The following is a 25,615-nucleotide window of genomic DNA, read 5'->3' on the forward strand; positions in this document are numbered from 1 at the left end:
GGGTGTTGGGGTCCCCCTAGCGTCGGCGGGGGGGGGGGGCGGGCGGCCCCCCCCCCGGGGGGGGGGGGGGGGGGGGGGGGGGGGGGGGGGCCGGGCGCCCCCCCCCCCCCCCGCGGGGTGGCGCCCTCACACGACGTGGGCGCTCCGGTGGATCCGGTCGAGCAGCTCCGCCTGACGCAGCAGGGACGCTTCCGGGCCGGCGGCGGCGCGGACGTCGGCCGCGAAGGCCGCGACGGTGCGGAGCACTTGGTCGTCCGGGGCGAGGCCGATCTCCTCGACGCCGGTGCGGCGTTCGAGGCGGACGGTGGGCGGGTGTCCGGCGGGCGGGGTGAATGCCCGCTCGACGGTGACGCGCCCCTCGCTGCCGGTGATCTCGTAGGCGCTGCGGTAGCCGTGGTCGAGTCCGAACGACAGCTGCGCGGTGACCCCTTCGGGGGTGCGGAGCAGGGCCGTGCCGGCCGTGTCGACGGCCCGGCCGGGGCCGCCCCGGACCAGGACGGCGGCCTCGGTCTCCAGCTGGTCGCCGAGGAAGTGCAGGGCGGCGCGGACGGGGTAGACCCCGGTGTCCCACAGGGCGCCGCCGCCGAGGGCGGCGTCGTAGCGGATGTCCGAGTCGGGCAGCCGGGGGACGGTGAACTCGGCCCTGAAGGAGCGCAGTTCACCGATGGCTCCGCCGGCCACGAGGGCGCGGACGGCGGCGTGCTGGGAGTGGTGGACGAACATCACGTTCTCGCGCAGCACCAGGCCGGCGGCCCCGGCGAGTGCCGTGAGCCGCCGGGTGTCCGCGAGGTCGGTGGTGAGCGGTTTCTCCGCGAGGACGTGTTTGCCCGCGCGCAGGGCCGCCTCCACCCACGTGGCGTGCAGGGCCGCGGGGAGCGGGACGTACACGGCGTCGACGTCCGGGCGCTCCAGCAGGGCCCCGTAGCCGGTGACGGCCTCGCAGCCGGCTTCGGCGGCCGTGTCGCGGGCCTTGGCGGCGTCGCGGCTGGCGACCGCGACGAGTGCGGTGCCGGATGCCGCCCGCAGGGCGGGCAGCATCCGGCGGCGGGCGATGTCGGCGCAGCCGAGCACGCCGATGCGAACGGGCTCCATCAGAGCGTTACCGCCCCCGAGGCCAGGCAGGACAGCAGCGTGCGCGCCTGCACGTTGAGGTAGTGGTTGTGCCGCAGCAGGGTGGTGAGCTGCGCCGGGGTGGCCCACAGGTAGCCGGGGGGCGCGTCGAGCGGGGCCTGGTCCTCGTCGGTGTCGAGGAAGAGGTAGCGGCTCTCGGCGTTCAGGAACCGGCCGCCCTCCTCGGAGTGCAGTGCCTCGTAGCGGATCCGGGCGGGATCGGCGCCGAGGACGAGGTCGAGGAAGGGCGGGCGCTCGTCGCGCGGCAGGTGGTCGTAGTTCCCCGGCGTGTACTGGACCGTGGGGCCGAGTTCCACCGTGTCGGCGAACCCGCCCTCGACGCGGGCGTGGACCAGGACGTGGGGCACGCCGGCGATGCGGCGGGTCAGGAAGGCGGTGACGCCCACCCCGGCCGGTTCGAACAGCGGCTGCGTCCAGCTGGCGACCTCGCGGCTGCCGGCCTGGACGCCGACCGCGACGACGCCGAAGTACCGGCCCTCCTCGTGGTCGATGGACCGCTCGCCGCGCTTCCAGCCGGGGATGCCGGCGAGCGGTACCCGTTCGGCGCTGACGTCGTGGCGGGAGCGCTCGGTGGTGAACCAGGACAGCAGCTCGGTGTCCGAGTGCAGGGAGACGGCATCGGCGTCGGGCAGGGGCGCGCAGGCCAGTACGGTGCGCGCGTCCATGTTGATCACGTTGTCCTGCCGCAGCAGCTCGCCGATCTCGCCGAGGGTCAGCCAGCGGAAGTCGTCGTGCTCGGGCACGTCGCCGACCGCCTCGACGAGCATGTTGCGGTTGCTCTTGCGGTAGAACCACGAGCCGTGTTCGGACTGGAGGACGTCGGCGAGGACGCGGCCGCGGCCGGCCTGGGTGAAGTACTCGATGTAGCGGACGTCGGCGCCCTGGTGGGCCTTGGTGTAGTTGCTGCGGGTGGCTTGCACGGTCGGCGACAGCTGGAGCAGGTTGCGGTTGCCGGGCTCCATCTTGGCCTGCATCAGGAAGTGCGGGACGCCGTCGAACTCCTTGACCAGGATGCCGAGGATGCCGACCTCGGGCTGGCGGATGATCGGCTGGTGCCACGTCCGCTCGCGGCCGTCGGAGGCGGCGGTGACCCGCAGTCCCTCGACGGTGAAGAACTTCCCGCTGCGGTGTCCGAGGTTGCCCGTGTCCGGGTCGAAGGACCAGCCGTCCAGGTCGGCGAAGGCGATGCGGTCCACCCGGAAGCGGTGCGCCCGGCGGCGCTCCGCCAGCCAGTCGTGGACGTCGGCGGTGTGCGCCACCGCGCCCTGGAGGGCGCGGGCCGAGCGGGCCAGGCGCGCCGGGAGGCCCTCGTCGGCGCGGCGGCCCAGGACGGGTGCGGAACGTACGGGGGAGGCGGTGGCGGGGCCCGTCACGAGCGGCCTCCCACGAACTCCTTGACGGAGGAGATGACGTAGTCGAGCATCTCGTCGGTCAGGGCCGGGTACACGCCGATCCAGAAGGTCTGGTCGGTGATGATGTCGCTGTTGGTGAGGTCGCCGACGATGCGGTGCGGCTGGCCGATGTAGGCCGGGTGGCGGGTCAGGTTGCCGGCGAACAGGCGGCGCGTGCCGATCTTGCGGTCCTCCAGGAAGTCCACGAGGGCGGCCCGGGTGTAGGGCGCCTCGGGGTCCACGGTGATCGCGAAGCCGAACCAGCTCGGGTCGCTGCGCGGGGTGGCCTCGGGGAGGATCAGGTGCGGCACTCCGTCGAGTCCGTCGCGCAGCCGGCGCCAGTTGCGGCGGCGGGCGTCGCAGAAGTCGTCGAGCTTGTCGAGCTGGGTCAGGCCGAGGGCCGCCTGGATGTCGGTGGCCTTCAGGTTGTAGCCGACGTGGGAGAAGATGTACTTGTGGTCGTAGCCCTCGGGGAGGGTGCCCATCTGGTACTTGAAGCGCTTGAGGCACTTGTTGGTCTCGCCCGGCTCGCACCAGCAGTCGCGGCCCCAGTCGCGCAGTGATTCGACGATCCGCGCGAGCGCCAGGTTCGAGGTCAGGACGCAGCCGCCCTCGCCCATGGTGAGGTGGTGGGCCGGGTAGAAGCTCACCGTCGTCATGTCGCCGAAGGTGCCGGTGAGCTGTCCGTCGTAGGTGGAGCCGACGGCGTCGCAGTTGTCCTCGATGAGGTAGAGATCGTGGTCCTGCGCCAGCTGCGCGATCTCGGCGACCTCGAAGGGGTTGCCGAGGGCGTGCGCGATCATGATGGCGCGGGTCTTGGGGCCGATGGCCCGGGCGACCCGCTCTGCGGTCGTGTTGTAGGTGCCGAGCTCGACGTCGATGAAGACCGGGACGAGGCCGTTCTGGATGATCGGGTTCACGGTGGTGGGGAAGCCCGCGGCGACCGTGATGACCTCGTCGCCCCGCTTGAGGGCCCGGTCCTCCAGCAGGTGTGAGGTGAAGGCCGTCATGGCCAGCAGGTTCGCGGAGGAACCGGAGTTGGTCAGGTGCGCCTTGCGGTGCCCCAGCTTGCGGGCGAAGCGCGATTCGAACTTGCGGGAGCTGGGCCCCGCGGCGATGCGCATCTCCAGTGCCGCCTCGACCAGGGCGGTGCGGTCGCGCTCGTCCAGGACCGCGCCGGCCGGCCAGATCTCGGTGGTTCCGGGCACGAAGGGCCGCTGGTCCTGGGCGTCCTGGTGGAACTTCGCGGTCTCGTCGAGGATGAGTCCCTTGTGGACGTTCATGACGTGGTTCCTTCCCGGCGCTGTCGGCCGATGTCGTCGCTCTGGTGTTTCGCGGCCTTCCACCAGCCGGGGTTGTCGCGGTACCACGCGACGGTGTCGGCCAGGCCCTGCTCGAAGGGGACGCGCGGTGCGTAGCCGAGCTCCTCGCGGATCTTGGTCTCGTCGAGGGCGTAGCGCAGGTCGTGTCCCTTGCGGTCGGCGACCCGGCGGACCGCGGAGGCGTCCGCGCCGCACAGGGCGAGGAGCCGTTCGGTGATGTGTGCGTTGGTCCGCTCGTTGCCGCCGCCGATGTTGTAGACCTCGCCGGCGCGGCCCTTTTCGAGGACGAGGGCGATGGCCCGGCAGTGGTCGTCGACGTGCAGCCACTCGCGGACGTTGCGCCCGTCGCCGTACAGCGGGACCTGGAGGCCTTCGAGCAGGTTGGTGACGAAGAGCGGGATCAGCTTCTCGGGGTGCTGGTACGGCCCGTAGTTGTTGGAGCAGCGGGTGATCGACACGTCGAGTCCGTGCGTCTTCCAGTACGAGCGCGCGATCAGGTCGGAGGAGGCCTTGGAGGCGGCGTACGGGGAGTTGGGCAGCAGCGGCCACTCCTCCGTCCAGGCGCCCTCGGCTATCGATCCGTAGACCTCGTCGGTGGAGACGTGCACGACGCGCCGTACGCCGGTGGCGAGCGCGGCGTCGAGCAGGGTCTGCGTACCGCCGACGTTGGTGCGGACGAACTCGGCGGCGGAGTCCACGGAACGGTCGACGTGCGACTCGGCCGCGAAGTGGACGATCGCGTCGTGGCCGGGCAGCAGCTCGCGCAGCAGTGCCCCGTCGCAGACGTCGCCCCGGACGAAGTCCAGCCGGGGGTGCTCGACCGGCAGGTTGTCCAGGTTGCCCGCGTAGGTGAGCTTGTCGAGGACGGTGACCCGGGTCGCCTCGTGGCCGGTGTATCCGCCGTCGAGCAGGGTCCGGACGAAGTGGGAGCCGATGAATCCGGCGCCGCCGGTGACGAGCAGCCTCATGCCGCCACCTCGCGAGGCGTCCGGTCGAGGACCTCTGGGACGAGGGGTGTCATGTTCGTGTCTCCTTGCGGGGGAAGGACGAGGAAGGGGTGGGGTGGGGGCGCCGTCAGGCGGATCGCGCCTCGTGGGAGTTGTCGCGCCAGGTGCGCGGACCGAGGAAGCCGCGGACCCGTTCGGGCCGGTTCCAGCCGGCCAGGGCCGGCCCGCCGCCGGCCGTACCGCCGTGCTGGCCCTCGTGGGCCGCCGCCCGGGCGAGTACGACGGCGGTGAGCGCCGCCAGTTCCTCGGCGTCGGGCCGTCCCTTCACCACCCGGATGAGGTGGCCGAGCTGTGGCGCGTCCATGGGCTCCTCGTTCCGTGCCGTGCCGCCGGCGCTCACTGCGGCGGGTTTCCGTGCTTGCGGGCGGGCAGGTCGGCGTGTTTGGCGCGCAGCATGGCCAGGGAGCGGATCAGTACCGACCGGGTGTCGCGCGGATCGATCACGTCGTCGATCAGGCCCCGCTCCGCCGCGTAGTACGGGTGCATGAGCTGGTCCTTGTACTCGGCGATCCGCTGCGCGCGGGCGGCCTCCGGGTCCTCGGCGGCGTTGATCTCGCGGCGGAAGACCACGTTGGCCGCGCCTTCCGCTCCCATCACGGCGATCTCGTTGGTGGGCCAGGCCAGCGCCAGGTCGGCGCCGATCGAGCGGGAGTCCATGACGATGTACGCGCCGCCGTACGCCTTGCGCAGGACCAGGGAGATGCGCGGGACAGTGGCGTTGCAGTAGGCGTACAGCAGTTTGGCGCCGCGCCGGATGATGCCGTTGTGCTCCTGGTCGACGCCCGGCAGGAAGCCGGGTACGTCCACGAGCGTGACGAGGGGGATGTTGAAGGCGTCGCAGAACTGGACGAACCGCGCGCCCTTCTCGGAGGCCTCGATGTCGAGGACGCCGGCCATCGCGGCGGGGTTGTTGGCGACGATGCCGACCACGTGCCCGTCGAGGCGGGCCAGCGAGCAGACGAGGTTCGGCGCCCAGGCGGGGTGGACCTCGAAGTGGTCGCCGTCGTCGACGACCTCCTCGATGACCTTGCGGATGTCGTAGGCCTGCCCGGACTGTACGGGGACCAGGTCGAGGAGCGGTTCGTTCGGCCGGTCGGCCGGGTCTCCGGAGTGCTCGACGGGGGCCAGTTCGCGGTTGTTGGAGGGCAGCAGGGCCAGCAGGTAGCGGACCTCGGCGATGCAGGTCTCCTCGTCGTCGTACGCGAAGTGGGCGACGCCGGAGGTCCCCGCGTGGACGTCGGCGCCGCCGAGGCCGTTCTGGGTGATCTCCTCACCGGTGACGGCCTTGACCACGTCGGGGCCGGTGATGAACATCTGTGAGGTCTCGCGGACCATGAACACGAAATCGGTGAGCGCCGGGGAGTAGGCGGCGCCGCCGGCGCAGGGGCCGAGCATGACCGAGATCTGCGGGATGACCCCGGAGGCCCGGGTGTTGCGCTTGAAGATGCCGCCGTACCCGGCGAGGGCGGAGACGCCTTCCTGGATGCGGGCGCCCGCGCCGTCGTTGAGGGAGACCAGCGGGGCGCCGGCCTTCTCGGCCATGTCCATGATCTTGTGGATCTTCTCGGCGTGGGCCTCGCCGAGCGCCCCGCCGAAGATCCGGAAGTCGTGGGCGTAGACGAAGACCGTACGGCCGTCGACCGTGCCCCAGCCGGTGATCACACCATCGCTGTAGGGCTTCTTCGCCTCCAGGCCGAACCCGGTGGCGCGGTGCCGCCGCAGCGGCTCCACCTCGGTGAAGGAACCCTTGTCCAGGAGCAGCGCGATGCGTTCGTGGGCGGTCAGCTTGCCCTTCGCGTGCTGGCGCGAGGTCGCGTCCCCGTCGCCGTCGCGTGCGGACTCCTTGATCCCGCTGAGCTCGTCGATCCGGGACCGGATCGTGTCGTCCGCTGTGGGCATGGTTCTCCCACCCTTTCTGTGGGTCGATGGTCAGACTGTGGTGGCGGTGTGCGCGTCCACGACCCGCGCCAGCCGCTCCGCGGTGTGCGTCGAGTGGACGTGTGCGCCGGGCAGGATCCGGCGGACCAGACCGCCCAGCACCTGGCCGGGGCCCACCTCCACGAACCGGTCCGCGCCGGAGGCGGCGAGCGTCCCGACGGCCCCGGTCCACCGGACCGGGCTGGTGAGCTGGGTGCGCAGGGCGACGACGGCCTCCGCGGCGGTCGTCACCCAGCCTCCGGTGACGCCGGAGACCAGCGGGACGGCCGGGTCGCGGAACTCGGTGGCGATCAGCGTCTCGGTGAACTCCGCCTCGGCCTCGCCCAGCAGGCTGGAGTGGAACGGGCCGCCGGTGCGCAGCCGTGCCACCCGCGCCCCGGCCGCGCCGGCGGCCGCGGCGACGTGGGCCACCGCCTCGGCCTGCCCGGACACCACCGTCTGCCGGGGCTCGTTCTCCCCCGCCACCTCGACGATCTCGCCGGTGGCGGCCCGGGCCTCGGCGCACATCCGCGCCAGGTCCGTGCGGCGCAGGCCGATCACCGCGGCCGTGGCGCTGCCGATGCGGTCCCCGACCGTGGCGACGAGTTCGCCGCGCAGCCGGACGAGCCACAGCGCCTCGGTCCACTCCAGGACGCCGGCGGCCACCAGCGCCGCGTACTCGCCCAGGCTGTGCCCGGCGACCGCGTCCGGCTCCACGCCCTCGCCGCGCAGCACCTCCAGTACGGCCAGGCTCGTCAGGAAGACGGCCGGCTGCGCGACCGCCGGGTCCTCCAGGTCCTGTGGGGAGCCCTCCCAGCAGATCCGGGCCAGGGGTATCCCGAGGAGGTCGTCGGCGGTGCGGTAGTAGGTGTCGGCGAGGTCCGGCCGCAGGGCGAGCAGTTCCCTGCCCATGCCGGCGCATTCGGAGCCCTGGCCCGGGAAGAGGAAGGCGGTGCGGGTCATCCGGTCACGTCCTTTTCTACGGTCGACTGGCGGGAGACGTACGGTCCTGCTCCGGGGCCGGGGCGCCGCACACGGTGTGGCCGACGGACAGCCAGGCGTCGGGCACCCAGCGGACGTCGACCACGGACGGGGCCGGTCCGGCCACCGCGACGGCGGCGGCGTGGGTGGCGTCGGCGGGAACGCCGACCATGGTCCAGCCGTCCGGATGACGGTCGTGGTCGGTGCCGAGGTAGTCCTCGGCGGGGGATCGGCTCAACCCTGTCCCGAGCCCCTTGAGGAACGCTTCCTTGCGCGTCCAGATCTGCCCGAACAGCTGCCGGCGCGCCTCGCCGCCCTCGGCCTCGGCGATCTCCTTCTGCTCGTCCGGGTGCAGGGCCCGGGAGCAGATGTCCACGGTCTCGGCTCCGGGGAGTTTCTCCACGTCGACGCCCAGGGGCACGGTCGCGACGCCGACCATCGCGACTCCCCCGCTGTGCGAGAGCGAGTAGTGCAGCGGGGGCGGCGGGGGCGACAGGGCGGGGCGGCCGTGCGGCTCGCCGCAGCCCGGGCAGGGCTCCCGCATGAAGCGCACGTCCTGGGGGGCCGTGGCCGTGTAGCGTCCGAGGAGCCGGCGCACCGCCACGTGGGCGGCGGCGTAGAGCAGGCCGTCGGCGCGGCGCATGAAGGACTCGGTGCGCGCCTGCTCCTTGGCGTCGAGCTCGCCGATCGCGAGGGCCTCGGCGTCGTCGCCGATGGGGCGGCGTACGAGCCACAGGTCGACCCGGTCGGCGGACAGGGTGAAGTCGGGCGGTGCGAGCTCCTGGTGGTTCACCACCGGACGCCCGACGGGCAGCAGCGTCGTCAGGGTCATGCCGGCACCGGGGCCCCGTGCAGGTGTGCCTCCGGACCGAGCTGGCCGGCGAGGCAGTCGATGAGTTCCTGGGCGCTGTTGGCCAGCAGCAGGCGCTGCAGGTTCACGTCGACGCCGAGCGTCGACTCCATCCGGTACTGGAGTTCGATCCCGGAGATCGAGCCGATGCCGAGGCAGCCCATGGGGCGGCCGGTGGTGTCGACGAGGTGGGGTTCGATGCCGAGGATGCGGCCCAGCTCCTCGCGTACGTACTGCTCCAGGATCCGGGTGCGTTCGCGCAGTCCGGCCGTGGCCAGCACCGTCATGTCGGGCCGGGTCATGTGGACGAGGCCGGTGTCGGTCTCGTAGGTCTGTGACATGTGAAGTGTGTTCATGAGGCTTTCCGGTTCGGGGCGGACGGGGAGGTTGCGTCCCCGTCCGCCCGTGGTCGGGACTGCGGGGCCGGGAGCCTGGCGTCAGGCCTGGTACGGGCTCTTCGCCCGGGCGTCGCGCAGGGCGGTGCCCCACCACGCGAGCTGGTCGAGGAGCACCTTGGCGGCGTTGGCCGGGCCCTGCGGATCCTTGGGCTGCCCGTCCTCGCCGAACTGCTCCCACGCGGAGTGGAAGCTGATCGCGTCGCGGACGGTGACCGCGTGCAGCTCGGCGAAGACCGGGCGCAGCTGCTCCACGGCGCGCAGGCCGCCGGCGAGGCCGCCGTAGGAGACGAAGCCGACCGGCTTGGCGCGCCACTGCGTGTAGTGCCAGTCGATGAGGTGCTTGAGGGAGGCCGGGAAGCTGTGGTTGTACTCCGGCGTCACGACCACGTACGCGTCGGCCTGTTCGAGCCGCGGGGAGACGGCGGCGAGGGCCTCGACGGCCTCCGGGGAGGGCTCGCTCGACAGGGCGGCCGGCAGCTGGTGCTCCGTCAGGTCGATCACGTCGACGACGAGGTCCTCGCGCCGGCGGGCCTGCTCGGCGAACCAGGAGCCGGGGACGGGTCCGAAGCGGCCTTCGCGGACGCTGCTGATGATGACGGCGAGGCGCAGGGGCTCAGTGGACATGGTGGTGCTTCCTTTCGTGGACAACTCTGTGGGCGGGGCGGCCCGGCGGGCCGGTGCAGGCCGCCGAGGGCGACGCAGGCGCCGGCCGATCCGACGACGGTGACCAGCCCGAGCGCGCGGCCCGGACCCGCCGTGTACAGCGCGGAGGCGAGCGCGACCGTGAGGGCGGCGCCCAGCTGCACGCAGGTCTGGTAGAGGCTCCCGGCGGCGCCCTGGAGCGCGGCGGGGACGGAGCCGGTCGCCTGGAGGTGCAGGGCGGTGAAGGCGAGGACGAAGGCGGCGCCGACGAAGGCCGTCGCCGGCAGCAGGTCGGTGTAGCCCGTGGCGGCGTCCACGGCCCGCGGGTGGAGGGCGTAGCCGACGGGGGCGGCGGCCGCGCCGGCGGCGACGGCCCGCGCGGGACCCAGCCGGGCGGCGATCCGGGCGGAGTGCAGCGCCGTCAGGGCGAGCGGGACACCGGCCGGCAGGAAGGCGAGGGCCGTCTGCCAGGGGCCCCAGCCGGCTCCCCGCAGCTGGAGGGCGGCGATCAGGAGGAAGGCGACGTAGGAGCCGTTCAGCGCGGCGGCGGCGGCCGCGGAACGCAGCAGCGGTGCGTGGCGGAGCAGTTCGACGGGCACCAGCGGGCGGTCCGCGCGCCGTTCGGCCCGCAGCAGGACCGCCCCGAGCAGCAGGGCCGTCGCCGAGGCGGCGGCCGCCGCGGGCAGGTCCCGGCCGGGGCCGTACCCGTGCGCCAGGGCGTACACCAGGAGCAGGACCACGGCGGTGAGGCCGAGACCGGCCGCCACCGTGTACCGCCCGGACGGGTCCGGCGCCGACGGTGCGGGCGCGGCGCCTTCGCGCGGGATCAGCCGCGTACCGGCGGCCAGCAGCAGCAGCGCGACGGGGGCCGGGAAGGCGAGCGTCCAGCGCCAGTCGGCCTCGGTGAGCAGCCCGGACAGCAGCAGCCCCGAACAGAACCCGGCGGCGCCGAAGAAGGAGTACAGCGACATCGCCCGGCGGCGGGCGGCGCCTTCGGGCACGGCGGACACGATGATGGCGAGTCCCGTCGGCGCGGTCAGCGCGACGCAGCCGCCCTTCACCACCCGGGTGACGGTCAGCAGGGCCGCGGTGTCGGTGAGCGCCCCCGCCAGTGAGGCGACGGCGAAGACGAACAGCGCGGCGAGGTAGACGCGGCGGCGGCCGAACCGTTCGACGAGCCGGCCGCCCAGCGGCAGCAACCCCGCGAAACCCGCCGCGAATCCGCTGACGGCCCACTGCACGCGGGGTACGGACAGGCCCAGGTCCGCGCCGACGGACGGCAGGGCCACCAGGGTCGCGGACACCTCCAGAGCGTCGACCAGCATGTTCGCGGCGAGGACGGCCACCAGGGCCCAGCGGGCCCGGGGCCGCCCGCCGGAGGGCGCGGATGGCGTCGAGGACTGCATGCTCGCGTTTCGCTCGAAGGGGCGGAAAGGGGAGGGGCGGGCCGCCGGGGAGGGATCCCCGGCGCCCGCCCCGGCGCCGGCGCGGCGCGGGATGTGCGCCGGCGGTCTGTGGCCGTCCGCGCGGTGGACGTGCGCGGTGGGCGTGCGCGCGGACGGGGCGGGTCAGCCGAGCAGCGTGCCGCCGGTGGCGTCGACGAAGGAGCCGGTGATCCAGCGCGCCTCGTCGGTCGCGAGGAAGGCCACCACGTCGGCGACGTCCTCTGGCTCGCCCACGCGGTTGAAGGCGGACAGGGCCGCCATCTGCTCTACGGCCTCGGGTACGTCGAACACCGGGTTGTCGTTGCGCGTGATGCCGGGCGCCACCGAGTTGATGGTGATGCCCCGCGGGCCCAGCGCCTTCGCGAAGTGCAGGGCGAGCTGTTCGAGCGCCCCCTTGCTCATCGCGTAGGCGATCTCGTCCGGGTTCGCGAACCGGGTCAGGCCGGAGGAGATGTTGATGATCCGGCCGCCGTCGGGCATGTTCCGCAGCGCCCGCTGGATCAGGAAGAAGGGCGCCTTGGCGTTCACCGCGAAGATCCGGTCGAACTGGTCGGGGGTGATGTCGGCGGGTCCCACGCCCCCCATCACCCCGGCGTTGTTGACGAGGACGTGGAGGTCGGTGCTGCCGGTGCGGTCCAGCAGGTCCCGTTCCAGGGAGTCGAACAGCCCGTCCACGTCTCCGGGGACGCCCAGTTCGGCCCGTACCGCGAAGGCGCGCCCGCCGTCGCGTTCGACCTCGGCGACGACCGAACGGGCGGCCGCCTCGTCACTGGTGTAGTGGACGGCGACGAGCGCGCCCTCCTCGGCGAGCCGTACCGCGGCCGCCCGGCCCATGCCCCGGCTCGAACCGGTGACCAGCGCGGTCCGGCCCGTCAGCCGGTCCGCACCGCTCCTGCGGTCCCTCGCCACCCGCACGGCCGGCGACGCCGCCACCGGCCCGAGCACGGCGGCGCTCCGCTGCGGGACCCGGGACGGGAGCGGCCCGAACCACCGTTCCAGGGCGGAGGTGAGCTCCTCGCCGCCGGAGTCGTCCGCCCAGACGACGTGGCCGTCCGGCCGGACGAGCAGGGCCGTCGCGCCGGCGCCCTCCGCGGGGGAGGCCGTCGCCACGGTCACCCGGTCCGCCCAGGGCTCGGCGGCGGCGCGCAGCGCCGCCCGCCGTGGCTCGTCGTCCGGGGCGAGGAGCAGCAGGCCCCGCCCCGACCGCAGCAGTTCGGAGGTGGTGGTGGCGCCGACGGCGGCCATCGCCCCGGTCTTCGGGAGCCGCAGGCCGAGCAGCGGACCGCCGCCCGGGGCCACCTCGTAGCGGACGTCCAGGCCCGAGATCATGCCGGCCAGGTGGGCCCGTACGTCCTCGTGGCCGGTCAGTTCCGCGAAGACCTCCCGGATCGCGTCGACCTCGCCCCCGCCGAGCAGGAGCAGCGCCTGGGTCCTGATGTTGCTCTGGACGGCCTGGCCGATCGTGTGGCGTTCCTCGTGGTAGGTGTCGAGGAGGTGGTCGCCGGCGCGGCCGGTGACGGTGGCGGCCAGCTTCCAGCCGAGGTTGAAGGCGTCCTGGAGCCCGAGGTTGAGGGCCTGGCCGCCGATCGGCATCTGCTGGTGCGCCGCGTCTCCCGCGAGCAGGAGCCGGCCGCGGCGGTAGTGCGCGGCCTGCCGGGAGGCGTCACCGAAGGAGTTCACCCACAGCGGGGTGCCGTCGCCGATGTCCTCGCCGGTGATGCGCTTCCAGGTGTCGGCGACCTCTTCGAAGGAGGGCTGTCCGCGCCGGGGTGCGGCCCCGAACTCGTGCACCATCACCCGGGTCACCCCGTCGGGGCGCCGGGCGGCGACGACGAGTCCGCCCTCCAGCCGTTCGAAGCGGCGGCCGGGTACGTCGATGCCGGTCACGTCCGCGCGCAGCAGTTCGCGGGTGGCGTCGGTGCCGGGGAACTCGAAGCCGCCCAGCCGGCGCACGGCGCTGTCCTCCCCGTCGCAGCCGACCACGTAGGCGGCCCGCAGGCGCGCGGGTGCCTGGTCGGGGCCCTGGACGTCGACGACGACCCGGTCCCCGGCCGTGGTGAGGCCGGTGACCTCGTGGCCGCGCCGGACGTCGGCGCCGAGGTCTTCGGCCCACTGCCCGAGGACTTCCTCCAGTCGGGTCTGCGGCACCTTCCACTGCCCCGGGTAGGGGCCGGGCAGGGCGAGTCCGAAGGGGATCCCCCCGAAGTGGCCGGCGGGATCGTTCGGGACGTCGCCCAGCGCGTCGAGCAGGCCCCGGGCGTCGAGGATCTCCATCGTGCGGGCGTGCAGGGTGGACGCCCGCGATTCGGTGGTCGGCGCGGTGAGCTTGTCGAGGACCACCACGTCCGCGCCCGCCAGCCGCAGTTCCCCGGCGAGCAGCAGCCCGACGGGGCCCGCGCCGACCACGATCACCTGGGTGTCGGTGTAGTCCCCAGACATGATCAGCCCTTGTTCTCTGTGTGTCCGGCCCGGCCGCCCTCTTCGGCGTAGCGCTTGGCGTGGCCGAGGGTGGCGCGGCTGTTGGTGCTGAGGGCGTTGCGGACGAACTCGCGGGCGTCCTCGACGGTGGCCTGCTCACCGAGCACCTTGGCGATGTTGTCGGTGTTGATGGTGACGGTGTGCTGCGAGGAGGCCGCCACGCCGCGGTCGTTCTCGGCGAAGGTCCAGTAGCCCGTGTGCAGGGTCATCAGGGCGGGCAGCACGGTCTGCTTGTACGCGATCTTCTCGTGGGGGAAGGTCACCCGGTAGGACTTGGTGGTGTGGGTGGAGCCGTCCTTGGAGTGGGTGGTGTCCATCTCCAGTTCCTGGAGGCCGGGCGTGTCCTCGGTGAGGCGGACGACGGCGACGTGCGGGAGCCGCTGGGGCCACAGGTCGGCCTCGTTGACGAAGTCGAAGACGTCCTTGGCGCTGCCGTCGATCTGGACGGTGTCCTCGAAGGAGAAGGTGAGGTCCTCGGCGGCGTGGGCGAGCTCGACGTTGGTCTTGAGGGCGGCGAGTTCGGTGCGGGAGTTGCGGTCGACGGCCTTGTCGATCCAGGCGAGGCTGCCGGGGTCGTCGTCGACGGCCCGGTAGTCGTGCAGGAGACGTACCCGGGAGGCGTCCTCGCCCAGGGGCTCGATGATCCAGGTGCCGCCCATGGCCGCGATGGGGGGTGCGGGTATCTCCTGGCGGAAGGTGATGACGAGGCCCTCGGGGTCCAGGGTGCGGCGCGAGGTCCAGTTCTTGGGCTCTCCGTTGGCCGTGGCCCAGATGCGGATGCGTTCCTGGTGGGGGCCGTCGGGGGTCTGGTCGACGTAGATGGTCGGCGGGAAGATCCGCGGCCAGTTCCTGACTTCGGCGATCAGGCGGTAGACGGCGGCGGCCGGGGCCGAGATCGTGATCTCGTGCTCCACCTCGCGCAGGCCGGGCTGCGACATGCTGATGACTCCTCGGAACTCGGATTCGGAACTCGGGTCGGAACTCGGACGGGATACGGGATACGGGATACGGGATACGGCGTACGGGGTACGGGGTACGGGGTCGGCCGATCGCGGGGCGATCAGAAGTTGCCGAGGCCGCCGCAGACGTTGAGGGCCTGCGAGGTGATGGAGGCGGCCGTGTCGGAAGCCAGGTAGCCGACGAGACCGGCGACCTCTTCGGGGGTGGAGTACCGCCCGAGGGGGATCTTGGCCTGGAACTTCTCCAGGACGGCTTCCTCCGTGGCGTTGTAGGCCGCGGCGTACCCCTGGCGGACCCGTTCGGCCATGGGGGTCTCGACGTATCCGGGGCAGACGGCGTTCACGGTGATGCCCGTGGGCGCCAGTTCGTTGCCCAGCGCCTTCGTGAAGCCGACCACTCCGTGCTTGGACGCCGAGTACGGGGCGCCCAGGACCACTCCCTGCTTGCCCGCGGTGGAGGCGATGTTGATGATGCGCCCGCGGTTCTTCTCCCGCAGGCCGCCCGTGGTCAGGGCCTCGCGGGTGACGCGGAAGACGCTGTTCAGGTTCGTGTCGATGACGTCGTGCCACAGCTCGTCCGCGATGTCGGCCGTCACGCCGCCGCCCGAACGGCCGGCGTTGTTCACGACGACGTCGATGCCGCCGAAGCGGTCGACGGCGGCCTGGATCCAGGTACGGACGTCCTCGGTGGAGCGGACGTCGACGACGGCGCCGTCCACGTCGAGGCCTTCGCCGCGGAGCTGTTCGACGGTCTTCGCGACCGCGTCGGCGCTGCGGGCACCGATGAACACCCGGTGGTCCTGCGCGGCCAGGAGACGGGCGACGGCCAGCCCGATCCCGCTCGTGGCACCCGTGACGACGGCGACCCGTTCGCGCTGATCCGACATGTGTCTCTTCTCCAAAGAAGGAAGGGGGGAGGGTGAGGAAGGGCGGCCGCCGCACGCGGGCGGCGGCCGCCCGGGTGGCCGGGCGCGGGTCGGTCCGAACGCTGCTCCGTCGAAGCGCCGGCCGGCCCGCGGCCGTCCCGGTCAGGCGTCGACGAGGGCCTTGAGGCTCTCGTTGATGGCCCCGACCAGGGAACGCGGCGTGGTGTGGTCGGCGAAGACGTCGTCGTCGAGGGTGATGCCGAACTCGCGCTCGATCCGGCCCCCGGTCTCCAGGAGGGCCAGCGACTCGTAGCCCAGCGCCTCGAAGTCGGTGTCGAGGACGTCGCCGTCGAGGTCGACGCCCTCGTCGGCCCCGGCGCCCTCCAGGAGGATGCGCTTGAGGTCCTCAAAGGTGAATTCCTGCTTGGACAAAATGGATCCCTTCATCGGAATGCCGCGACCGGGACATGGCCGCGGGGCACAGAGAACGCCCGCCTCCCGGGGTGCCGGAGACGGGCGCCGGTTCGGGAGCCGTCAGTCGACGGCGCGCACCACGACGGCGGAGTTGAAGCCTCCGCGGCCGCGTGCGAGGACGACCGCCGTGCGCACGGACGCGGTCCGCGGCCGGCCGGCGACCAGGTCGAGGTCGTAGGCGGGGGACAGCTCGACGTTCGTGGTCGGCGGGATGAGGCCCTCCCGCATGGCGAGGACCGCCGAGACCACGTCCACCGGCGCGCCGCCCGCGTTGAGCCGGCCGGTCATCGTCTTGGGCGCGGTGACCGGGACCCTGCGCGGGCCGAAGACCGCCGTGATGGCGTCGGCTTCCTGCCGGTCGAGGTCCCGGGTGCCCGCCGCGTCGGCGAAGACCACGTCGACCTCGGCCGGATCGCAGTCCGCGTCCGCGAGGGCGGTCTCCAGCGCCCGCCGCAGGCCGGGCTCGCGTCCGCTGCCCGGGCGGGGGTCGAGCGTGGCTCCGTAGCCCGCGAGTTCGCCGTAGACGGTGCGGGCGCCCCGGGCCCGGGCGCTGTCCTCGTCCTCCAGGACGATCAGCGCCCCGCCCTCACCCGGTACGTAGCCGCAGGCGGCCTCGTCGAAGGGCAGGTAGGCCCGCTCGGGTGCGTCGCTGGTGGACATCAGGCCGCCGGCGAGGTGGGCGGCCCAGCCGAGGGAGCAGACCGACGCTTCGAACCCGCCCGTGGCGATCAGCTTGCCGCCCTTGCGGAGCTGGCGGCGGCCGTGGGCGAGGGCCTCCAGGCCGCCCGCCTGGTCGCCGACGACCACGCCGACGGGGCCGCGCAGGTCGTTGCGGAGGGAGATCTGTCCGCTGTTGACGGCGTAGAACCAGGCGAAGGACTGGTAGGCGCTGACGTGGTTGGGGCCCTCGCCCCAGAGCTTGCGGAGCTCGTTCTCGCCGAACTCGAAGCCTCCGGAGCCGGCCGCGGTGACCACGCCCATGTCGTACGCGTCGATGTCGCCCGGCGCCACCCCGGCGTCCGCGAAGGCCTGGTCGGCGGCGACCAGGGCGAGCTGGGTCACCCGGTCGGTCTGCGGGACGAGCCTGCCGGGGAGGTGGTCCTTGGCGTCGAAGCCGTGGATCTCGCCCGCGAGCCGTGACGGGTAGGGCGAGGCGTCGAAGCGGGTGACGGGCCCGATGGCGTTCTTGCCGATGCGGGTCGCCGCCCAGAAGTCCTCGACGCCGAGCCCGCTGGGCGCGGCCACGCCGATGCCGGTGACCAGGGTCCTGCCGCTCATGCGGTCCTCCTGTCTGGCCGGGCCAGCACCATCGCGCTCTGGAACCCGCCGAATCCGCTGCCGACGGTCAGGACGGCATCGGTGCGGTGTTCCCGCGCGACGAGCGGCACGTAGTCGAGGTCGCACTCGGGGTCGGGGGTGTGCAGGTTCGCCGTGGGGGGCACGACGTGGTGCTCCATCGCGAGGAGGGAGGCGGCGATCTCCATGGATCCGACGGAGCCGAGCGAGTGCCCGATCATCGACTTCACGGAGCTCACCGGCACGCCGTACGCGTGCGGGCCGAGGGCCAGCTTGTACGCGGCCGTCTCGTGCCGGTCGTTCTGCTTGGTGCCCGAGCCGTGCGCGTTGACGTAGTCGATGTCGGCGGGGTTCAGGCGTGCCTCGTCCAGCGCCACGGTGATGGCCTCCGCCATCTCACGGCCGTCGGGGCGCAGTCCGGTCATGTGGAAGGCGCTGGAGCGCGAGGCGTACCCGGCGATCTCCGCGTAGACGTGCGCGCCGCGGCGGCGGGCGCTCTCCAGCTCCTCCAGGACGAACACCGCGGCGCCCTCGCCGAGGACGAATCCCTTGCGGGAGGCGTCGAAGGGCCGCGAGGCGGTCTCCGGCTGGTCGTTGAGCGTGGTCGTCGCCTTGATCGCGTCGAAGCACGCCAGGGTGAGCGGCGTGATCGGGGCGTCGGCGGCGCCGGTGATCATGATGTCGGCGGTGCCCTCGCGGATCAGGTCGACGGCGTGCGCGACCGAGTCGATGCCGGAGGTGCAGCCGGTGGAGACCACCGTGGCCGGGCCTTCCGCGCCGACGGCCCACGCCACTTCCGTCGCGAACGAGCTGGGCACGAAGTGGTCGTACAGGTGGCGCGGCGCGTAGCCGTGGTCGACGGGCGCGAGCCGGCCGTCGTCGCTGACCAGCCGGTACGCGCGGTCGAGGCTGCCCACGGCGCCGACCGCGGTGCCGAGGCTGACCCCGGTCCGGTACGGGTCGAAGCCGGCGAGGTCGAGGCCGCTGTCGGCGAGCGCCTCCCTGGCCGACACCACGCCGAACTGGGCGGCGCGGTCCATGCGGCTGATCTCCTGCGGGGTCAGCCCGTGCGTTTCGGGGTCGAAGTCGGCTTCGGCGGCCACCTTGGAGCGGAACGGGGCGGGGTCGAAGAGGGTGATCCCCCGTGTCGCCGTACGTCCCGAGCTCAGCAGGCTCCAGAAGTCCTTGGTGCCGATGCCTCCCGGCGCCAGCACTCCGATCCCCGTGATCACTACCCGGCGAGCCACCGGTGCTGCCCTCCCCTCGTGTCGGCCTGGCGGAGCGTCATCAGGAGGCCGTCCAGTCGTAGAAGCGGGTGGCCATGGCGTCGGCGGGGGTGCGCCAGGTCGCCGGGTCGTAGGGCTGGATGAAGGGCATCAGGTCGTGGCTGATCTTCATGAACCGCGGGTCCGTGCGGGAGTCCTGGATGCGCTGGCCGCCGTCGTCGTCGGCGAAGTCCTGGAGGTGGAAGTAGAGGCCCTTGTACATGAACAGCCGGCGCCGCAGGGTCCCCATCCGCTCCGGCATGTCGGTCTTGTCGAACTCCGTGAAAAGGTGGGCGACTTGGTCCTTCGACATGCTGTCCATCCGGGCCACGATCAGATTGCTGTGCTGCATCCGTTCTCTCTCTTCCGTGAGGGGGGGCGTTCTTCAGGCGTGGTACAGGCGGATGAAGTCGGCCACGCCGTCCGCGATGAGTGCGTCGGCCTCGGCCTCCGGCAGCGGCAGCGCGCCCAGGAAGGAGCGCTGGACGACGGTGGAGGGGACCAGCAGGATGAAACGTTCCGCCGCCTGGTCGGCGTCGGGGATGTCGAGCAGGCCGCGGGCCGCGACGCCCTGGAGCCGGCGGGCGAGCTCGCGGCGTGCCTGACGGGGTCCGGCGTCCTGCCACTTCTGGACCGCTTCGACCGGGAGGCGGGTGACCTCCGCGCTGATGTGGCGGACGATCGCGAAGTGTTCGCGGAAGGCCTCCAGCGGCGCCAGCCACGCCCGGCCGAGCGCGACGAGGTCCTGCTCCAGGTCGGTGATCTCCTCCAGGTAGCTGTCGGCCACCGCCGCGAGCGCGGCGGCGACGGTGACGGAGCTGTCCAGCAGCACGCTCAGCAGCAGCTGTTCCTGTTCCGGGAAGTGCCGTCTCACGGCGCCCGGCGCCACGCCCGCCTCGGCCGCCGTCGCCTCGGCGGTGCAGCGCGTCCAGCCCTCGCGGGCCAGGACGGTCCGGGCGGCCCGGACGATGCCGCGGCGTTCCTCGGCCGGATCGCGGCGGTCCGCGCCGTGTCCGGCGTCGGGGCGCGCGATCGTTGCATGCGGCGTTGCCATGTGGGTCTCTCCTCGTGACGTGCTCGTCCGACCGCCGGATGCGCCGGTCGTCAGGGGGTACCGGGCATCGGGAGGGCCGGCCGTCGCGCGGGCCGGCCGTGGCGGCCGGTCGTCGGGGGCGGCCGCCGGGCGCCGGTCGTCAGGGGGCGCCGAACCACCGTTCGAGCGCCATGGGAAGGTCGTGGTGACTGCCCGGCGCCGCCCAGGCCACGTACCCGTCCGGCCTGATCAGCAGGGCGGTGGTGTCGTCCGTGCCGTCGGCTGCGGACGCCTCGTGGGGCCGGACCGTGACGGTGTCGACCCGGTCGGCCCAGGCGGCGGCCCGCTGCCGCAGCCGCGGGTTGTCCGCCAGGTCGAGGAGCACGCCGCGGGCGGGGTGCAGCAGTTCGGTACTGGAGGTGCGGCCGCCCGGGCCGCTCAGCTCCAGGTGCGGCATCCGCCGGCCGAGGAGCGGGTGGCCGCCCTTGCCCACGTCGTAGGAGATCTCCAGTCCGGTCACCATCGCCGCGAGGTGGCGGCGCACGTCCTCGTACGCCATCAGCTCGCGCAGCGAGTCCCGCAGCGGCTGTACCTCCGCGCCGCTCAGGAACAGCAGGCCCTGGGCCCGGGTGTTCATCAGCAGCCGCCGGCCGACCGCGTGCCGCTCGGAGTGGTACGTGTCGAGCAGGGCCGGCGGAGCCGTGCCGCGGGCCACCGCGGCGAGCTTCCAGCCGAGGTTGACCGCGTCCTGGATCCCGGTGTTCATGCCCTGCCCGCCGGCGGGCAGGTGGATGTGCGCCGCGTCCCCGGCCAGCAGGATCCGGCCGCGCCGGTACTCGGTGACCTGCCGGGTCGCGTCGCCGAAGGCGCTGACCCACACCGGTTCGGCGGCCGAGATGTCCTCGCCGGTCAGCCGCTGCCAGGCGGCGGCGACCTCCTCGAAGGACGGGGGGCTCTCGCGCCGCCGCGGCGGGGTGCCGCGCTCGCACACCACGATGCGGGTGGTGCCGCCGGGGAGCGGGCCCACCATGACCATGCCGCCCGGCAGGGTCTCGCCGATCATGCGGGGCTTCAGCTCGATGCCCTTGACGTCGGCGAGGTACATCTCCATGGTGGCCGCCGTGCCCGGGAAGTCGAAGCCGGCCGCCTTGCGCACGGTGCTGCGACCGCCGTCGCACCCCACCAGGTAGGCGGCGCGCAGGGTGTGGTGTCCGTCCGGTCCGCGCACCTCGACGTCGACGCCGTCCCCGTCGTCGTGTACCGAGAGCACCTCGTGGCCGCGCCGGACGTCGGCGCCGAGGCCGGTGGCCCAGTCCTCCAGGTGGGTCTCGGTGACGGACTGCGGCACGGTCTTGGCCGCCTGGCAGGCGCCGTCGAGGACCCCGAAGTCGAGGGGGAGACCGCCGAAGTGACCGAGCGTGCTCTTCTCGATCTCGCCGAACCGCCCGAGGAGGCCCCGCTGGTCGAAGGTCTCCAGGGTGCGTGCGGTGAAGCCGAGGCCGCGCGATTCGCCCGTACGCCGGTCCAGGCGTTCCAGGACGACGACGGCGACTCCCGCCAGCCGCAGTTCGCCGGCGAGCGTCATGCCCGCCGGGCCCGCGCCGACGACGATCACAGGGGCGTCCATCAGGTCTCCTCGAATTCGCCTCCGGAGACAGTGCACCGGATCTTGACTACAAGGTTCTTCGGAGACGAGAGGGCATTCAATGGCGCCGGATTCAGGACTCGGTCAGGTTCCACAAGGGCCGGTCCGCTGCGTCGGAACCCGGCCAAGCGCAGGTCAAGTACAGGTCAGAAGGCTCGACCCGGGCCCCGCCGGATGCCGTGCGCGGTCCTGCGCGTCGTCGTGCGCGAAGGGTGTCAGCCGCGCGCCGCACGGCGGCTGAAGCAGGCACGGACATCGGTCTCGCTGTAGTACGTGCGGCCCGCGCGGTTGCGCCTGCGCCAGCGCTCCTCGCTCGCCAGCCGGTAGACGGTGCCCGTCGGCGCGTGCCACAGCCGCGCGATGTCCGCGGCGGTCAGCCAGCGTTCGGTGGCCGTGGCCGCCGGAGCGGTGCCGGCCGGATCCGCCGACTCCATGCAGTGACTGAGCTCGCTCCACCGGTCGCTCGTCCAGCGGTGCTCCGCGTCGGCGTCGCACACGATCGCCGGACCGTCGGCCCGCGCCGCTTCACGGACGGCCAGGGCCAGTCCGCCCGGACAGCCGTGCTCGGGGCAGACGCCGATCCGGACGGCGCGGGCCGGGTCGGGGAAGGCGGCGCGCCGTCCGGCCCGGACCAGCCGGGCTATCTCCTCGGTGGCCTCCGCGGCGGCCGAGTGGGCCGCGAGCCAGTCGGCGTTGCGCAGCAGGAAGGCGGTGAGCGCGGCGACGGTGCGCGGCGGGGAGGTGACGCCGCGCTGCTGCGCGACCAGGCCGCTCCAGGAGCCGAGTACGGACACCATCCGGGAGCGGACGTCCGCCGCGGCCGTGTTGAAGGGCAGTCCGGGGAGTTCGCCTCCCGTGGTCCGCTCGCGCAGGCTGCCGGGGGCTCCGCCGCCGAGCATCCGCCCGCACTCCTCGTAGAGGTGCGCCAGTTCGCCCAGGCCCGCGGCGAAGTGGTCCCGGCAGGCCCGGCACAGCCGGCTGCCCTGGAGCGTGCGCCGGCGGGTCCGGCCGTCGCCGCGGCCGCCGCGGCAGCCCTCCCCGTGGCACAGCGCCGTCACCGTCATGTCCTTCCCCCCTCGGTTCGCCCCGGTCAGCCGTCGTCCCCCCGCCGGCCGCGGAGGCGGTTCCGCCCTCTGGTTCTGCTTTCTGGTTCTGCTCGCTGCTTCTGGTCCTGCTTCTGGTCCTGCTTCAGGTCTGCGGTCGTGCCGACTCGGGCTCGGGATCCGGTCGGTCCGCCGGCTCAGCCCTGGCCGAAGCGGAAGCCGACGCCGCGGATCGTGATGATCCACCCGGCGCCGATCTTGTTGCGCAGGGTGCTGACGTGCGTGTCGACGGTGCGGCGGGACCAGGAGTCCCCCCACACCTGCTGCATCAGCATCTTGCGGGGGATGACGGTGTCGGGGTGGGAGGCGAGGAGGTAGAGCATGTCGAACTCCTTGCGCGTGGTCTCGACGGGCTCCCCGTGCAGGGTCACCTCCCGCGTTCCCGCGTCGATCCGCAACGGCCCGCTGGTGATGGTGGCCGCGACGGGCCGGGCCGGCCGTGACCGGCGCATGACCGCCTCCATCCGGGCCATCAGCTCGCGGAAGCCGTAGGGCTTGGCCAGGTAGTCGTCCGCTCCGGCCTGGAGGCCCAGGACCCGGTCCAGCTCGCTGCCCCGGGCGGTGACGGCGATCACGGGGATCTCGTGTGCGGAACGGATGCCCCGGCAGACCTCCAGGCCGTCGAGGTCCGGCAGTTCGAGGTCGAGGAGCACCAGGTCGGCGTCGGCGTAGCTGCGCAGCGCCTCGCTGCCGGTGGCGACGATGTCGACCTCGTGGCCGTGGCGGCGCAGGCCGCGGGCCAGGGTCTCGGCCTCGACCGCGTCGCTCTCGACGATGAGGATCCGCCACAGCGCCGACTGGACCGGACCGCTCTGTGGCGCCCTCAGACCCTCCGCAAGCGAGAACCCGCCGTTCACTCCCGCGGCGGCTGTGTGAGGTTCCAGCACAGCGTAGGAACGCTGGTTCATCTGCCCCCCTCCCTCAAGCTCGGTTGAGCCAACGTCAAGAAGATACAAACCGCTTCGTCGGTTTGTCAAAGACTGTAAGTGTTCCTCTCCCGCGCGACATACCCTCCAAATCGGGCCAACGGTCGCTCAGATATCCCGTCATTCAGCCATGGAGGCCACCCCACGCGCTATCCAATACCAACGGGACGGTTTAATATCGATAGGAAACTGATACAGGAGCAATGCGTGATGAAACAAGAACGCGCCGTCCGAACCCGCCGGGCACTGGTCGAATCAGCGGCGGCGGTGTTCGGGCAGCGCGGCTACGCGGACGCGACACTGAGCATGATCAGCGCCGGAGCGGGGGTCAGCCCGGGCGCGCTCCACTTCCACTTCGAGAACAAGGCGGCGGTCGGCGCGGCCGTCGAGGCCGCCGCCGCCCGCGCCCTGCGCGCCGTCGCCCGCGAGGTGTACGCGGAGCGGACCTCGGCCCTCCAGGCGCTGGCCGACAGCACGCAGGCGCTGGCCCGGGTCCTCCTGTACGACGTGGTGGCGCGGACCGGCCTCCAGCTCGCCCGGGAACCCGCGTACGTGTCGGCTTCCGCCCTCCTCGGCGAGTGGCACGCGTACGTCCGCCGGCTGCTCACCGAAGCCCGCGCGGAAGGCGCGCTGGCCGCCGGCCTGTCGGACCGGGGCGTCGTGTCCACGGTGGTGGCGGCCACCTACGGCTTCGCGGTCCTGGGCCGGGACGACCCGCAGTGGCTCTCCCGCCGGACCCTGGCCGACTTCTGGCGGGTGGTCATGCCGTGTCTGGCCGGCCCCGCCGTCCTGCCCGCCCGCGACACCCCGGGATCCGCCGGCCGGACGCGGTAGACCCGCTCCGGTCCGGCTCGGGTCCAGTACGGCTCCGGTCCGGCTCCACCCGGGTCGGCCACGGCCGGACCCGGACCGCCGCCCCGCCCCCGCCCCACGCGCCCGGCGGCCCCGGCGCCGGGGCGGTCGTCCCGTCGCGCCGGGGCCGCCGGGCCCGCCCCTCACACCGAGCGCAGGCTCCGTACGGATTCCCGCGCGTGCTGCTGGGCCGGCCCGAGGGTGGCCCTGCTCTCGGCGCCGAGCGCCTCGCGGACGAACCGGCGCGCCCGGGCCAGGTCGGCGTCGGGGCCGAGGACCCGTTCCACCGTCCGCTCGTTCAGCAGGACGTCGTGCCGGGCGACCACGGTGACGCCCGTCGCGTCCGGCTCCACCGACCACTCGCCGGTGTGCGCGCTCAGCAGGGCGTGCGGCCGCAGCTGCTTGAAGACGATCCGGCCGGCCGCGGGGAAGCACACCCGTACGGCCTCGGTGGTGTAGGCGGAGCCGTCACCGGCCAGGTTGACCAGGGTGGTGTGCTGGACGCCGGGGCTGTCCTCGGTCACCTCTGCGCGCACGACGTGCGGAACCCGCCCGGGCCAGGAGGCCGCCCCGTAGAGGAACTCGTAGACCGGCTCGGCCGGCCCCTGGACGCGTACGGACTCCTCGAAGGACAGCGCCGCCCCGTCGAGGCGCCCCCAGCCCTCCGCCGCGGTCCGCAGCCGGTCGAGCGCGGTGCGGGCACCGGCCCGCGCGGACGCGAGGATCCGCTCGGCGTCGGCCGCCCGCTCCGCGGTGACGGTGACGTCCTGCTCCAGCGTCAGCCGGGACCAGCCGGGGGCCAGTTCCTCCACGCTCCAGCTGCCGCCCGTCGTGGTGACGGGGGACGCGGACCGTTCCTCGCGGAAGTCGACGCGCAGGCGCCGCGCGTCCAGGGTCCGCCGCCACAGCGACGGCTGCGGGGTCCCGTCGACGAAGGCCCACTGGTAGTACCGGTCCGTGGTCCCGTCGAAGTCGAGACGCTCCACGTGGATGCTGTCCGGCAGGAGCAGCGGCCACTGCGTGGTGTCGGCCACCAGCGCGTACAGGACTGCGGCCGGCGCGGCCGCGTCGACCGCGTGTGACATCCGGTGTGCTCGCTCGACAGACATCAGACACCTCTCTCAACGCTTGACGCAGAGCCTGTACTGGTCCGCTGGAATCCGCGTGGAGCACGGGTGGAGTTCCGCGACGGCCCGGCATCCTGCGCCTCGGGCGGCCGGTCGGGCCGGCCGCCGTGGATCAGACCCCCGCCCGGCTGCCCAGCACGCCGTTGACCACGGCGAGGAAACGGCGCGGGGTGTCGGCCAGTTCGAGGAGCTCCCCGTCGAGGAGGACGTCGAACCGCCGCTCGACGGAGCCCATGGTCTGCAGGACGCACAGGCTGTCGTAGCCGAGCTCCTCCCAGTACATGTCCTGGACTTCCTCGCTCAGCTCGACGCACTCGTCCTCGCCTCCCCAGGCCCGCAGGATGCGAGTCAGGTCGGTGAGTTCCAGCCGGTCCATGGCTTGCCTTTCTCCTCGTCCGCCGGCGCTCGGGCGCAGACCGGCTCGCCGCGAGCCTGGCCCGGCACGGTGGAGAGTCACTGGGCTCCGGGCCCAGTCCCGCTGGAGCGCGCCCGTCGGCCGCCCCGCCG

At 73.1% G+C, this 25,615-nt stretch carries 25 protein-coding genes; 1 reads left to right on the plus strand and 24 read right to left on the minus strand.

Features of this window, described 5'->3' with window-relative positions; translation table 11 throughout:
- Nucleotides 1-126: 126 nt before the first annotated feature.
- From AC07B0_RS39110 to AC07B0_RS39215, 22 genes are all read right to left on the minus strand, one after another.
- Entirely contained in the window at nt 127-1,092 is a 966-nt protein-coding gene (locus tag AC07B0_RS39110) for a Gfo/Idh/MocA family protein (RefSeq protein ID WP_478900456.1), read from the minus strand.
- Entirely contained in the window at nt 1,092-2,504 is a 1,413-nt protein-coding gene (locus AC07B0_RS39115) for an NDP-hexose 2,3-dehydratase family protein (protein ID WP_469383691.1), read from the minus strand. Before AC07B0_RS39115 ends, AC07B0_RS39110 begins: the two co-directional genes overlap by 1 nt.
- Nucleotides 2,501-3,805, minus strand: a complete 1,305-nt coding sequence (rfbH, locus tag AC07B0_RS39120; RefSeq protein ID WP_356879473.1) for a lipopolysaccharide biosynthesis protein RfbH — start codon at nt 3,803-3,805, stop codon at nt 2,501-2,503. Before rfbH ends, AC07B0_RS39115 begins: the two co-directional genes overlap by 4 nt.
- Nucleotides 3,802-4,812, minus strand: a complete 1,011-nt coding sequence (gene rfbB / locus AC07B0_RS39125) for a dTDP-glucose 4,6-dehydratase (RefSeq protein ID WP_356879471.1) — start codon at nt 4,810-4,812, stop codon at nt 3,802-3,804. Before rfbB ends, rfbH begins: the two co-directional genes overlap by 4 nt.
- 106 nt (nt 4,813-4,918) lie before the next feature.
- Complete coding sequence (locus AC07B0_RS39130) at nt 4,919-5,155, minus strand: acyl-CoA carboxylase subunit epsilon (RefSeq protein WP_356879469.1); 237 nt, start codon at nt 5,153-5,155, stop codon at nt 4,919-4,921.
- A 32-nt stretch (nt 5,156-5,187) separates the two neighbouring features.
- The gene (locus AC07B0_RS39135; protein WP_356879467.1) at nt 5,188-6,750 is read right to left on the minus strand and encodes an acyl-CoA carboxylase subunit beta; all 1,563 of its coding nucleotides are present in this window, start codon (nt 6,748-6,750) and stop codon (nt 5,188-5,190) included.
- 30 nt (nt 6,751-6,780) lie between these two features.
- Nucleotides 6,781-7,731, minus strand: coding sequence for an ACP S-malonyltransferase (locus AC07B0_RS39140; protein ID WP_356879465.1), 951 nt, complete (start codon nt 7,729-7,731; stop codon nt 6,781-6,783).
- Between the two features lie 16 nt (nt 7,732-7,747).
- The gene (locus AC07B0_RS39145) at nt 7,748-8,581 is read right to left on the minus strand and encodes a 4'-phosphopantetheinyl transferase family protein (RefSeq protein WP_356879463.1); all 834 of its coding nucleotides are present in this window, start codon (nt 8,579-8,581) and stop codon (nt 7,748-7,750) included.
- The gene (locus AC07B0_RS39150; protein ID WP_356879461.1) at nt 8,578-8,940 is read right to left on the minus strand and encodes an acyl carrier protein; all 363 of its coding nucleotides are present in this window, start codon (nt 8,938-8,940) and stop codon (nt 8,578-8,580) included. The genes AC07B0_RS39145 and AC07B0_RS39150 overlap by 4 nt, the downstream gene beginning before the upstream one ends.
- A 96-nt stretch (nt 8,941-9,036) precedes the next feature.
- Nucleotides 9,037-9,606: an NADPH-dependent FMN reductase gene (locus tag AC07B0_RS39155; protein WP_478865517.1), complete on the minus strand. Its 570-nt coding sequence runs from the start codon at nt 9,604-9,606 to the stop codon at nt 9,037-9,039.
- The gene (locus AC07B0_RS39160; RefSeq protein ID WP_478900459.1) at nt 9,495-11,045 is read right to left on the minus strand and encodes an MFS transporter; all 1,551 of its coding nucleotides are present in this window, start codon (nt 11,043-11,045) and stop codon (nt 9,495-9,497) included. Before AC07B0_RS39160 ends, AC07B0_RS39155 begins: the two co-directional genes overlap by 112 nt.
- Nucleotides 11,046-11,207: 162 nt before the next feature.
- Nucleotides 11,208-13,523 carry an SDR family oxidoreductase gene (locus tag AC07B0_RS39165; protein WP_478900460.1) on the minus strand — a complete coding sequence of 772 codons (2,316 nt, stop codon included), beginning with the start codon at nt 13,521-13,523 and terminating at the stop codon, nt 11,208-11,210.
- A 2-nt stretch (nt 13,524-13,525) separates the two neighbouring features.
- Complete coding sequence (locus AC07B0_RS39170) at nt 13,526-14,500, minus strand: aromatase/cyclase (RefSeq protein ID WP_356879455.1); 975 nt, start codon at nt 14,498-14,500, stop codon at nt 13,526-13,528.
- A 122-nt stretch (nt 14,501-14,622) separates the two neighbouring features.
- Nucleotides 14,623-15,408: a 3-oxoacyl-ACP reductase FabG gene (gene fabG / locus AC07B0_RS39175; RefSeq protein ID WP_356879453.1), complete on the minus strand. Its 786-nt coding sequence runs from the start codon at nt 15,406-15,408 to the stop codon at nt 14,623-14,625.
- 141 nt (nt 15,409-15,549) lie between these two features.
- A complete protein-coding gene (locus AC07B0_RS39180) occupies nt 15,550-15,819 on the minus strand; it encodes an acyl carrier protein (protein ID WP_356879451.1) in 270 nt (89 codons plus the stop codon).
- A gap of 102 nt (nt 15,820-15,921) precedes the next feature.
- On the minus strand, nt 15,922-17,139 hold the full coding sequence (locus tag AC07B0_RS39185; RefSeq protein WP_478900461.1) for a ketosynthase chain-length factor: 1,218 nt from the start codon (nt 17,137-17,139) through the stop codon (nt 15,922-15,924).
- A complete protein-coding gene (locus tag AC07B0_RS39190) occupies nt 17,136-18,404 on the minus strand; it encodes a beta-ketoacyl-[acyl-carrier-protein] synthase family protein (RefSeq protein WP_356879447.1) in 1,269 nt (422 codons plus the stop codon). The genes AC07B0_RS39185 and AC07B0_RS39190 overlap by 4 nt, the downstream gene beginning before the upstream one ends.
- Nucleotides 18,405-18,444: 40 nt before the next feature.
- Nucleotides 18,445-18,774, minus strand: a complete 330-nt coding sequence (locus AC07B0_RS39195) for a TcmI family type II polyketide cyclase (protein ID WP_356879445.1) — start codon at nt 18,772-18,774, stop codon at nt 18,445-18,447.
- A 33-nt stretch (nt 18,775-18,807) separates the two neighbouring features.
- Nucleotides 18,808-19,476 (minus strand): TetR/AcrR family transcriptional regulator C-terminal domain-containing protein, encoded by a 669-nt coding sequence (locus AC07B0_RS39200; RefSeq protein ID WP_356879443.1) that lies wholly within the window; start codon nt 19,474-19,476, stop codon nt 18,808-18,810.
- A gap of 139 nt (nt 19,477-19,615) precedes the next feature.
- A complete protein-coding gene (locus AC07B0_RS39205) occupies nt 19,616-21,082 on the minus strand; it encodes an FAD-dependent monooxygenase (RefSeq protein ID WP_478900463.1) in 1,467 nt (488 codons plus the stop codon).
- Between the two features lie 233 nt (nt 21,083-21,315).
- The gene (locus tag AC07B0_RS39210) at nt 21,316-22,164 is read right to left on the minus strand and encodes a hypothetical protein (protein WP_478900464.1); all 849 of its coding nucleotides are present in this window, start codon (nt 22,162-22,164) and stop codon (nt 21,316-21,318) included.
- A 176-nt stretch (nt 22,165-22,340) separates the two neighbouring features.
- Nucleotides 22,341-23,111: a response regulator transcription factor gene (locus AC07B0_RS39215; RefSeq protein WP_467300122.1), complete on the minus strand. Its 771-nt coding sequence runs from the start codon at nt 23,109-23,111 to the stop codon at nt 22,341-22,343.
- A gap of 228 nt (nt 23,112-23,339) precedes the next feature.
- Between AC07B0_RS39215 and AC07B0_RS39220 the strand changes: the two genes are divergently transcribed.
- Complete coding sequence (locus AC07B0_RS39220; protein ID WP_467300120.1) at nt 23,340-23,963, plus strand: ScbR family autoregulator-binding transcription factor; 624 nt, start codon at nt 23,340-23,342, stop codon at nt 23,961-23,963.
- Between the two features lie 161 nt (nt 23,964-24,124).
- Here AC07B0_RS39220 and AC07B0_RS39225 read toward each other — a convergent pair whose 3' ends face one another.
- Together AC07B0_RS39225 and AC07B0_RS39230 are read right to left on the minus strand one after the other, a co-directional pair.
- Nucleotides 24,125-25,090 (minus strand): SRPBCC family protein, encoded by a 966-nt coding sequence (locus tag AC07B0_RS39225; RefSeq protein WP_356879433.1) that lies wholly within the window; start codon nt 25,088-25,090, stop codon nt 24,125-24,127.
- A 130-nt stretch (nt 25,091-25,220) separates the two neighbouring features.
- The gene (locus tag AC07B0_RS39230) at nt 25,221-25,484 is read right to left on the minus strand and encodes an actinorhodin polyketide synthase (RefSeq protein ID WP_356879431.1); all 264 of its coding nucleotides are present in this window, start codon (nt 25,482-25,484) and stop codon (nt 25,221-25,223) included.
- Nucleotides 25,485-25,615 lie beyond the last annotated feature (131 nt).

This window comes from Streptomyces sp. NPDC044704 (assembly GCF_056433525.1).

Bases quoted from the DNA above. Each gene is read 5' to 3' on its own strand.
- AC07B0_RS39110 (WP_478900456.1), bottom strand. From the start codon at position 1,092: ATGGAGCCCGTTCGCATCGGCGTGCTCGGCTGCGCCGACATCGCCCGC.
- rfbH (WP_356879473.1), bottom strand. From the start codon at position 3,805: ATGAACGTCCACAAGGGACTCATCCTCGACGAGACCGCGAAGTTCCAC.
- rfbB (WP_356879471.1), bottom strand. From the start codon at position 4,812: ATGAGGCTGCTCGTCACCGGCGGCGCCGGATTCATCGGCTCCCACTTC.
- AC07B0_RS39130 (WP_356879469.1), bottom strand. From the start codon at position 5,155: ATGGACGCGCCACAGCTCGGCCACCTCATCCGGGTGGTGAAGGGACGG.
- AC07B0_RS39135 (WP_356879467.1), bottom strand. From the start codon at position 6,750: ATGCCCACAGCGGACGACACGATCCGGTCCCGGATCGACGAGCTCAGC.
- AC07B0_RS39140 (WP_356879465.1), bottom strand. From the start codon at position 7,731: ATGACCCGCACCGCCTTCCTCTTCCCGGGCCAGGGCTCCGAATGCGCC.
- AC07B0_RS39145 (WP_356879463.1), bottom strand. From the start codon at position 8,581: ATGACCCTGACGACGCTGCTGCCCGTCGGGCGTCCGGTGGTGAACCAC.
- AC07B0_RS39150 (WP_356879461.1), bottom strand. From the start codon at position 8,940: ATGTCACAGACCTACGAGACCGACACCGGCCTCGTCCACATGACCCGG.
- AC07B0_RS39160 (WP_478900459.1), bottom strand. From the start codon at position 11,045: ATGCAGTCCTCGACGCCATCCGCGCCCTCCGGCGGGCGGCCCCGGGCC.
- AC07B0_RS39165 (WP_478900460.1), bottom strand. From the start codon at position 13,523: ATGTCTGGGGACTACACCGACACCCAGGTGATCGTGGTCGGCGCGGGC.
- AC07B0_RS39170 (WP_356879455.1), bottom strand. From the start codon at position 14,500: ATGTCGCAGCCCGGCCTGCGCGAGGTGGAGCACGAGATCACGATCTCG.
- fabG (WP_356879453.1), bottom strand. From the start codon at position 15,408: ATGTCGGATCAGCGCGAACGGGTCGCCGTCGTCACGGGTGCCACGAGC.
- AC07B0_RS39185 (WP_478900461.1), bottom strand. From the start codon at position 17,139: ATGAGCGGCAGGACCCTGGTCACCGGCATCGGCGTGGCCGCGCCCAGC.
- AC07B0_RS39195 (WP_356879445.1), bottom strand. From the start codon at position 18,774: ATGCAGCACAGCAATCTGATCGTGGCCCGGATGGACAGCATGTCGAAG.
- AC07B0_RS39200 (WP_356879443.1), bottom strand. From the start codon at position 19,476: ATGGCAACGCCGCATGCAACGATCGCGCGCCCCGACGCCGGACACGGC.
- AC07B0_RS39205 (WP_478900463.1), bottom strand. From the start codon at position 21,082: ATGGACGCCCCTGTGATCGTCGTCGGCGCGGGCCCGGCGGGCATGACG.
- AC07B0_RS39210 (WP_478900464.1), bottom strand. From the start codon at position 22,164: ATGACGGTGACGGCGCTGTGCCACGGGGAGGGCTGCCGCGGCGGCCGC.
- AC07B0_RS39215 (WP_467300122.1), bottom strand. From the start codon at position 23,111: ATGAACCAGCGTTCCTACGCTGTGCTGGAACCTCACACAGCCGCCGCG.
- AC07B0_RS39220 (WP_467300120.1), top strand. From the start codon at position 23,340: ATGAAACAAGAACGCGCCGTCCGAACCCGCCGGGCACTGGTCGAATCA.
- AC07B0_RS39225 (WP_356879433.1), bottom strand. From the start codon at position 25,090: ATGTCTGTCGAGCGAGCACACCGGATGTCACACGCGGTCGACGCGGCC.
- AC07B0_RS39230 (WP_356879431.1), bottom strand. From the start codon at position 25,484: ATGGACCGGCTGGAACTCACCGACCTGACTCGCATCCTGCGGGCCTGG.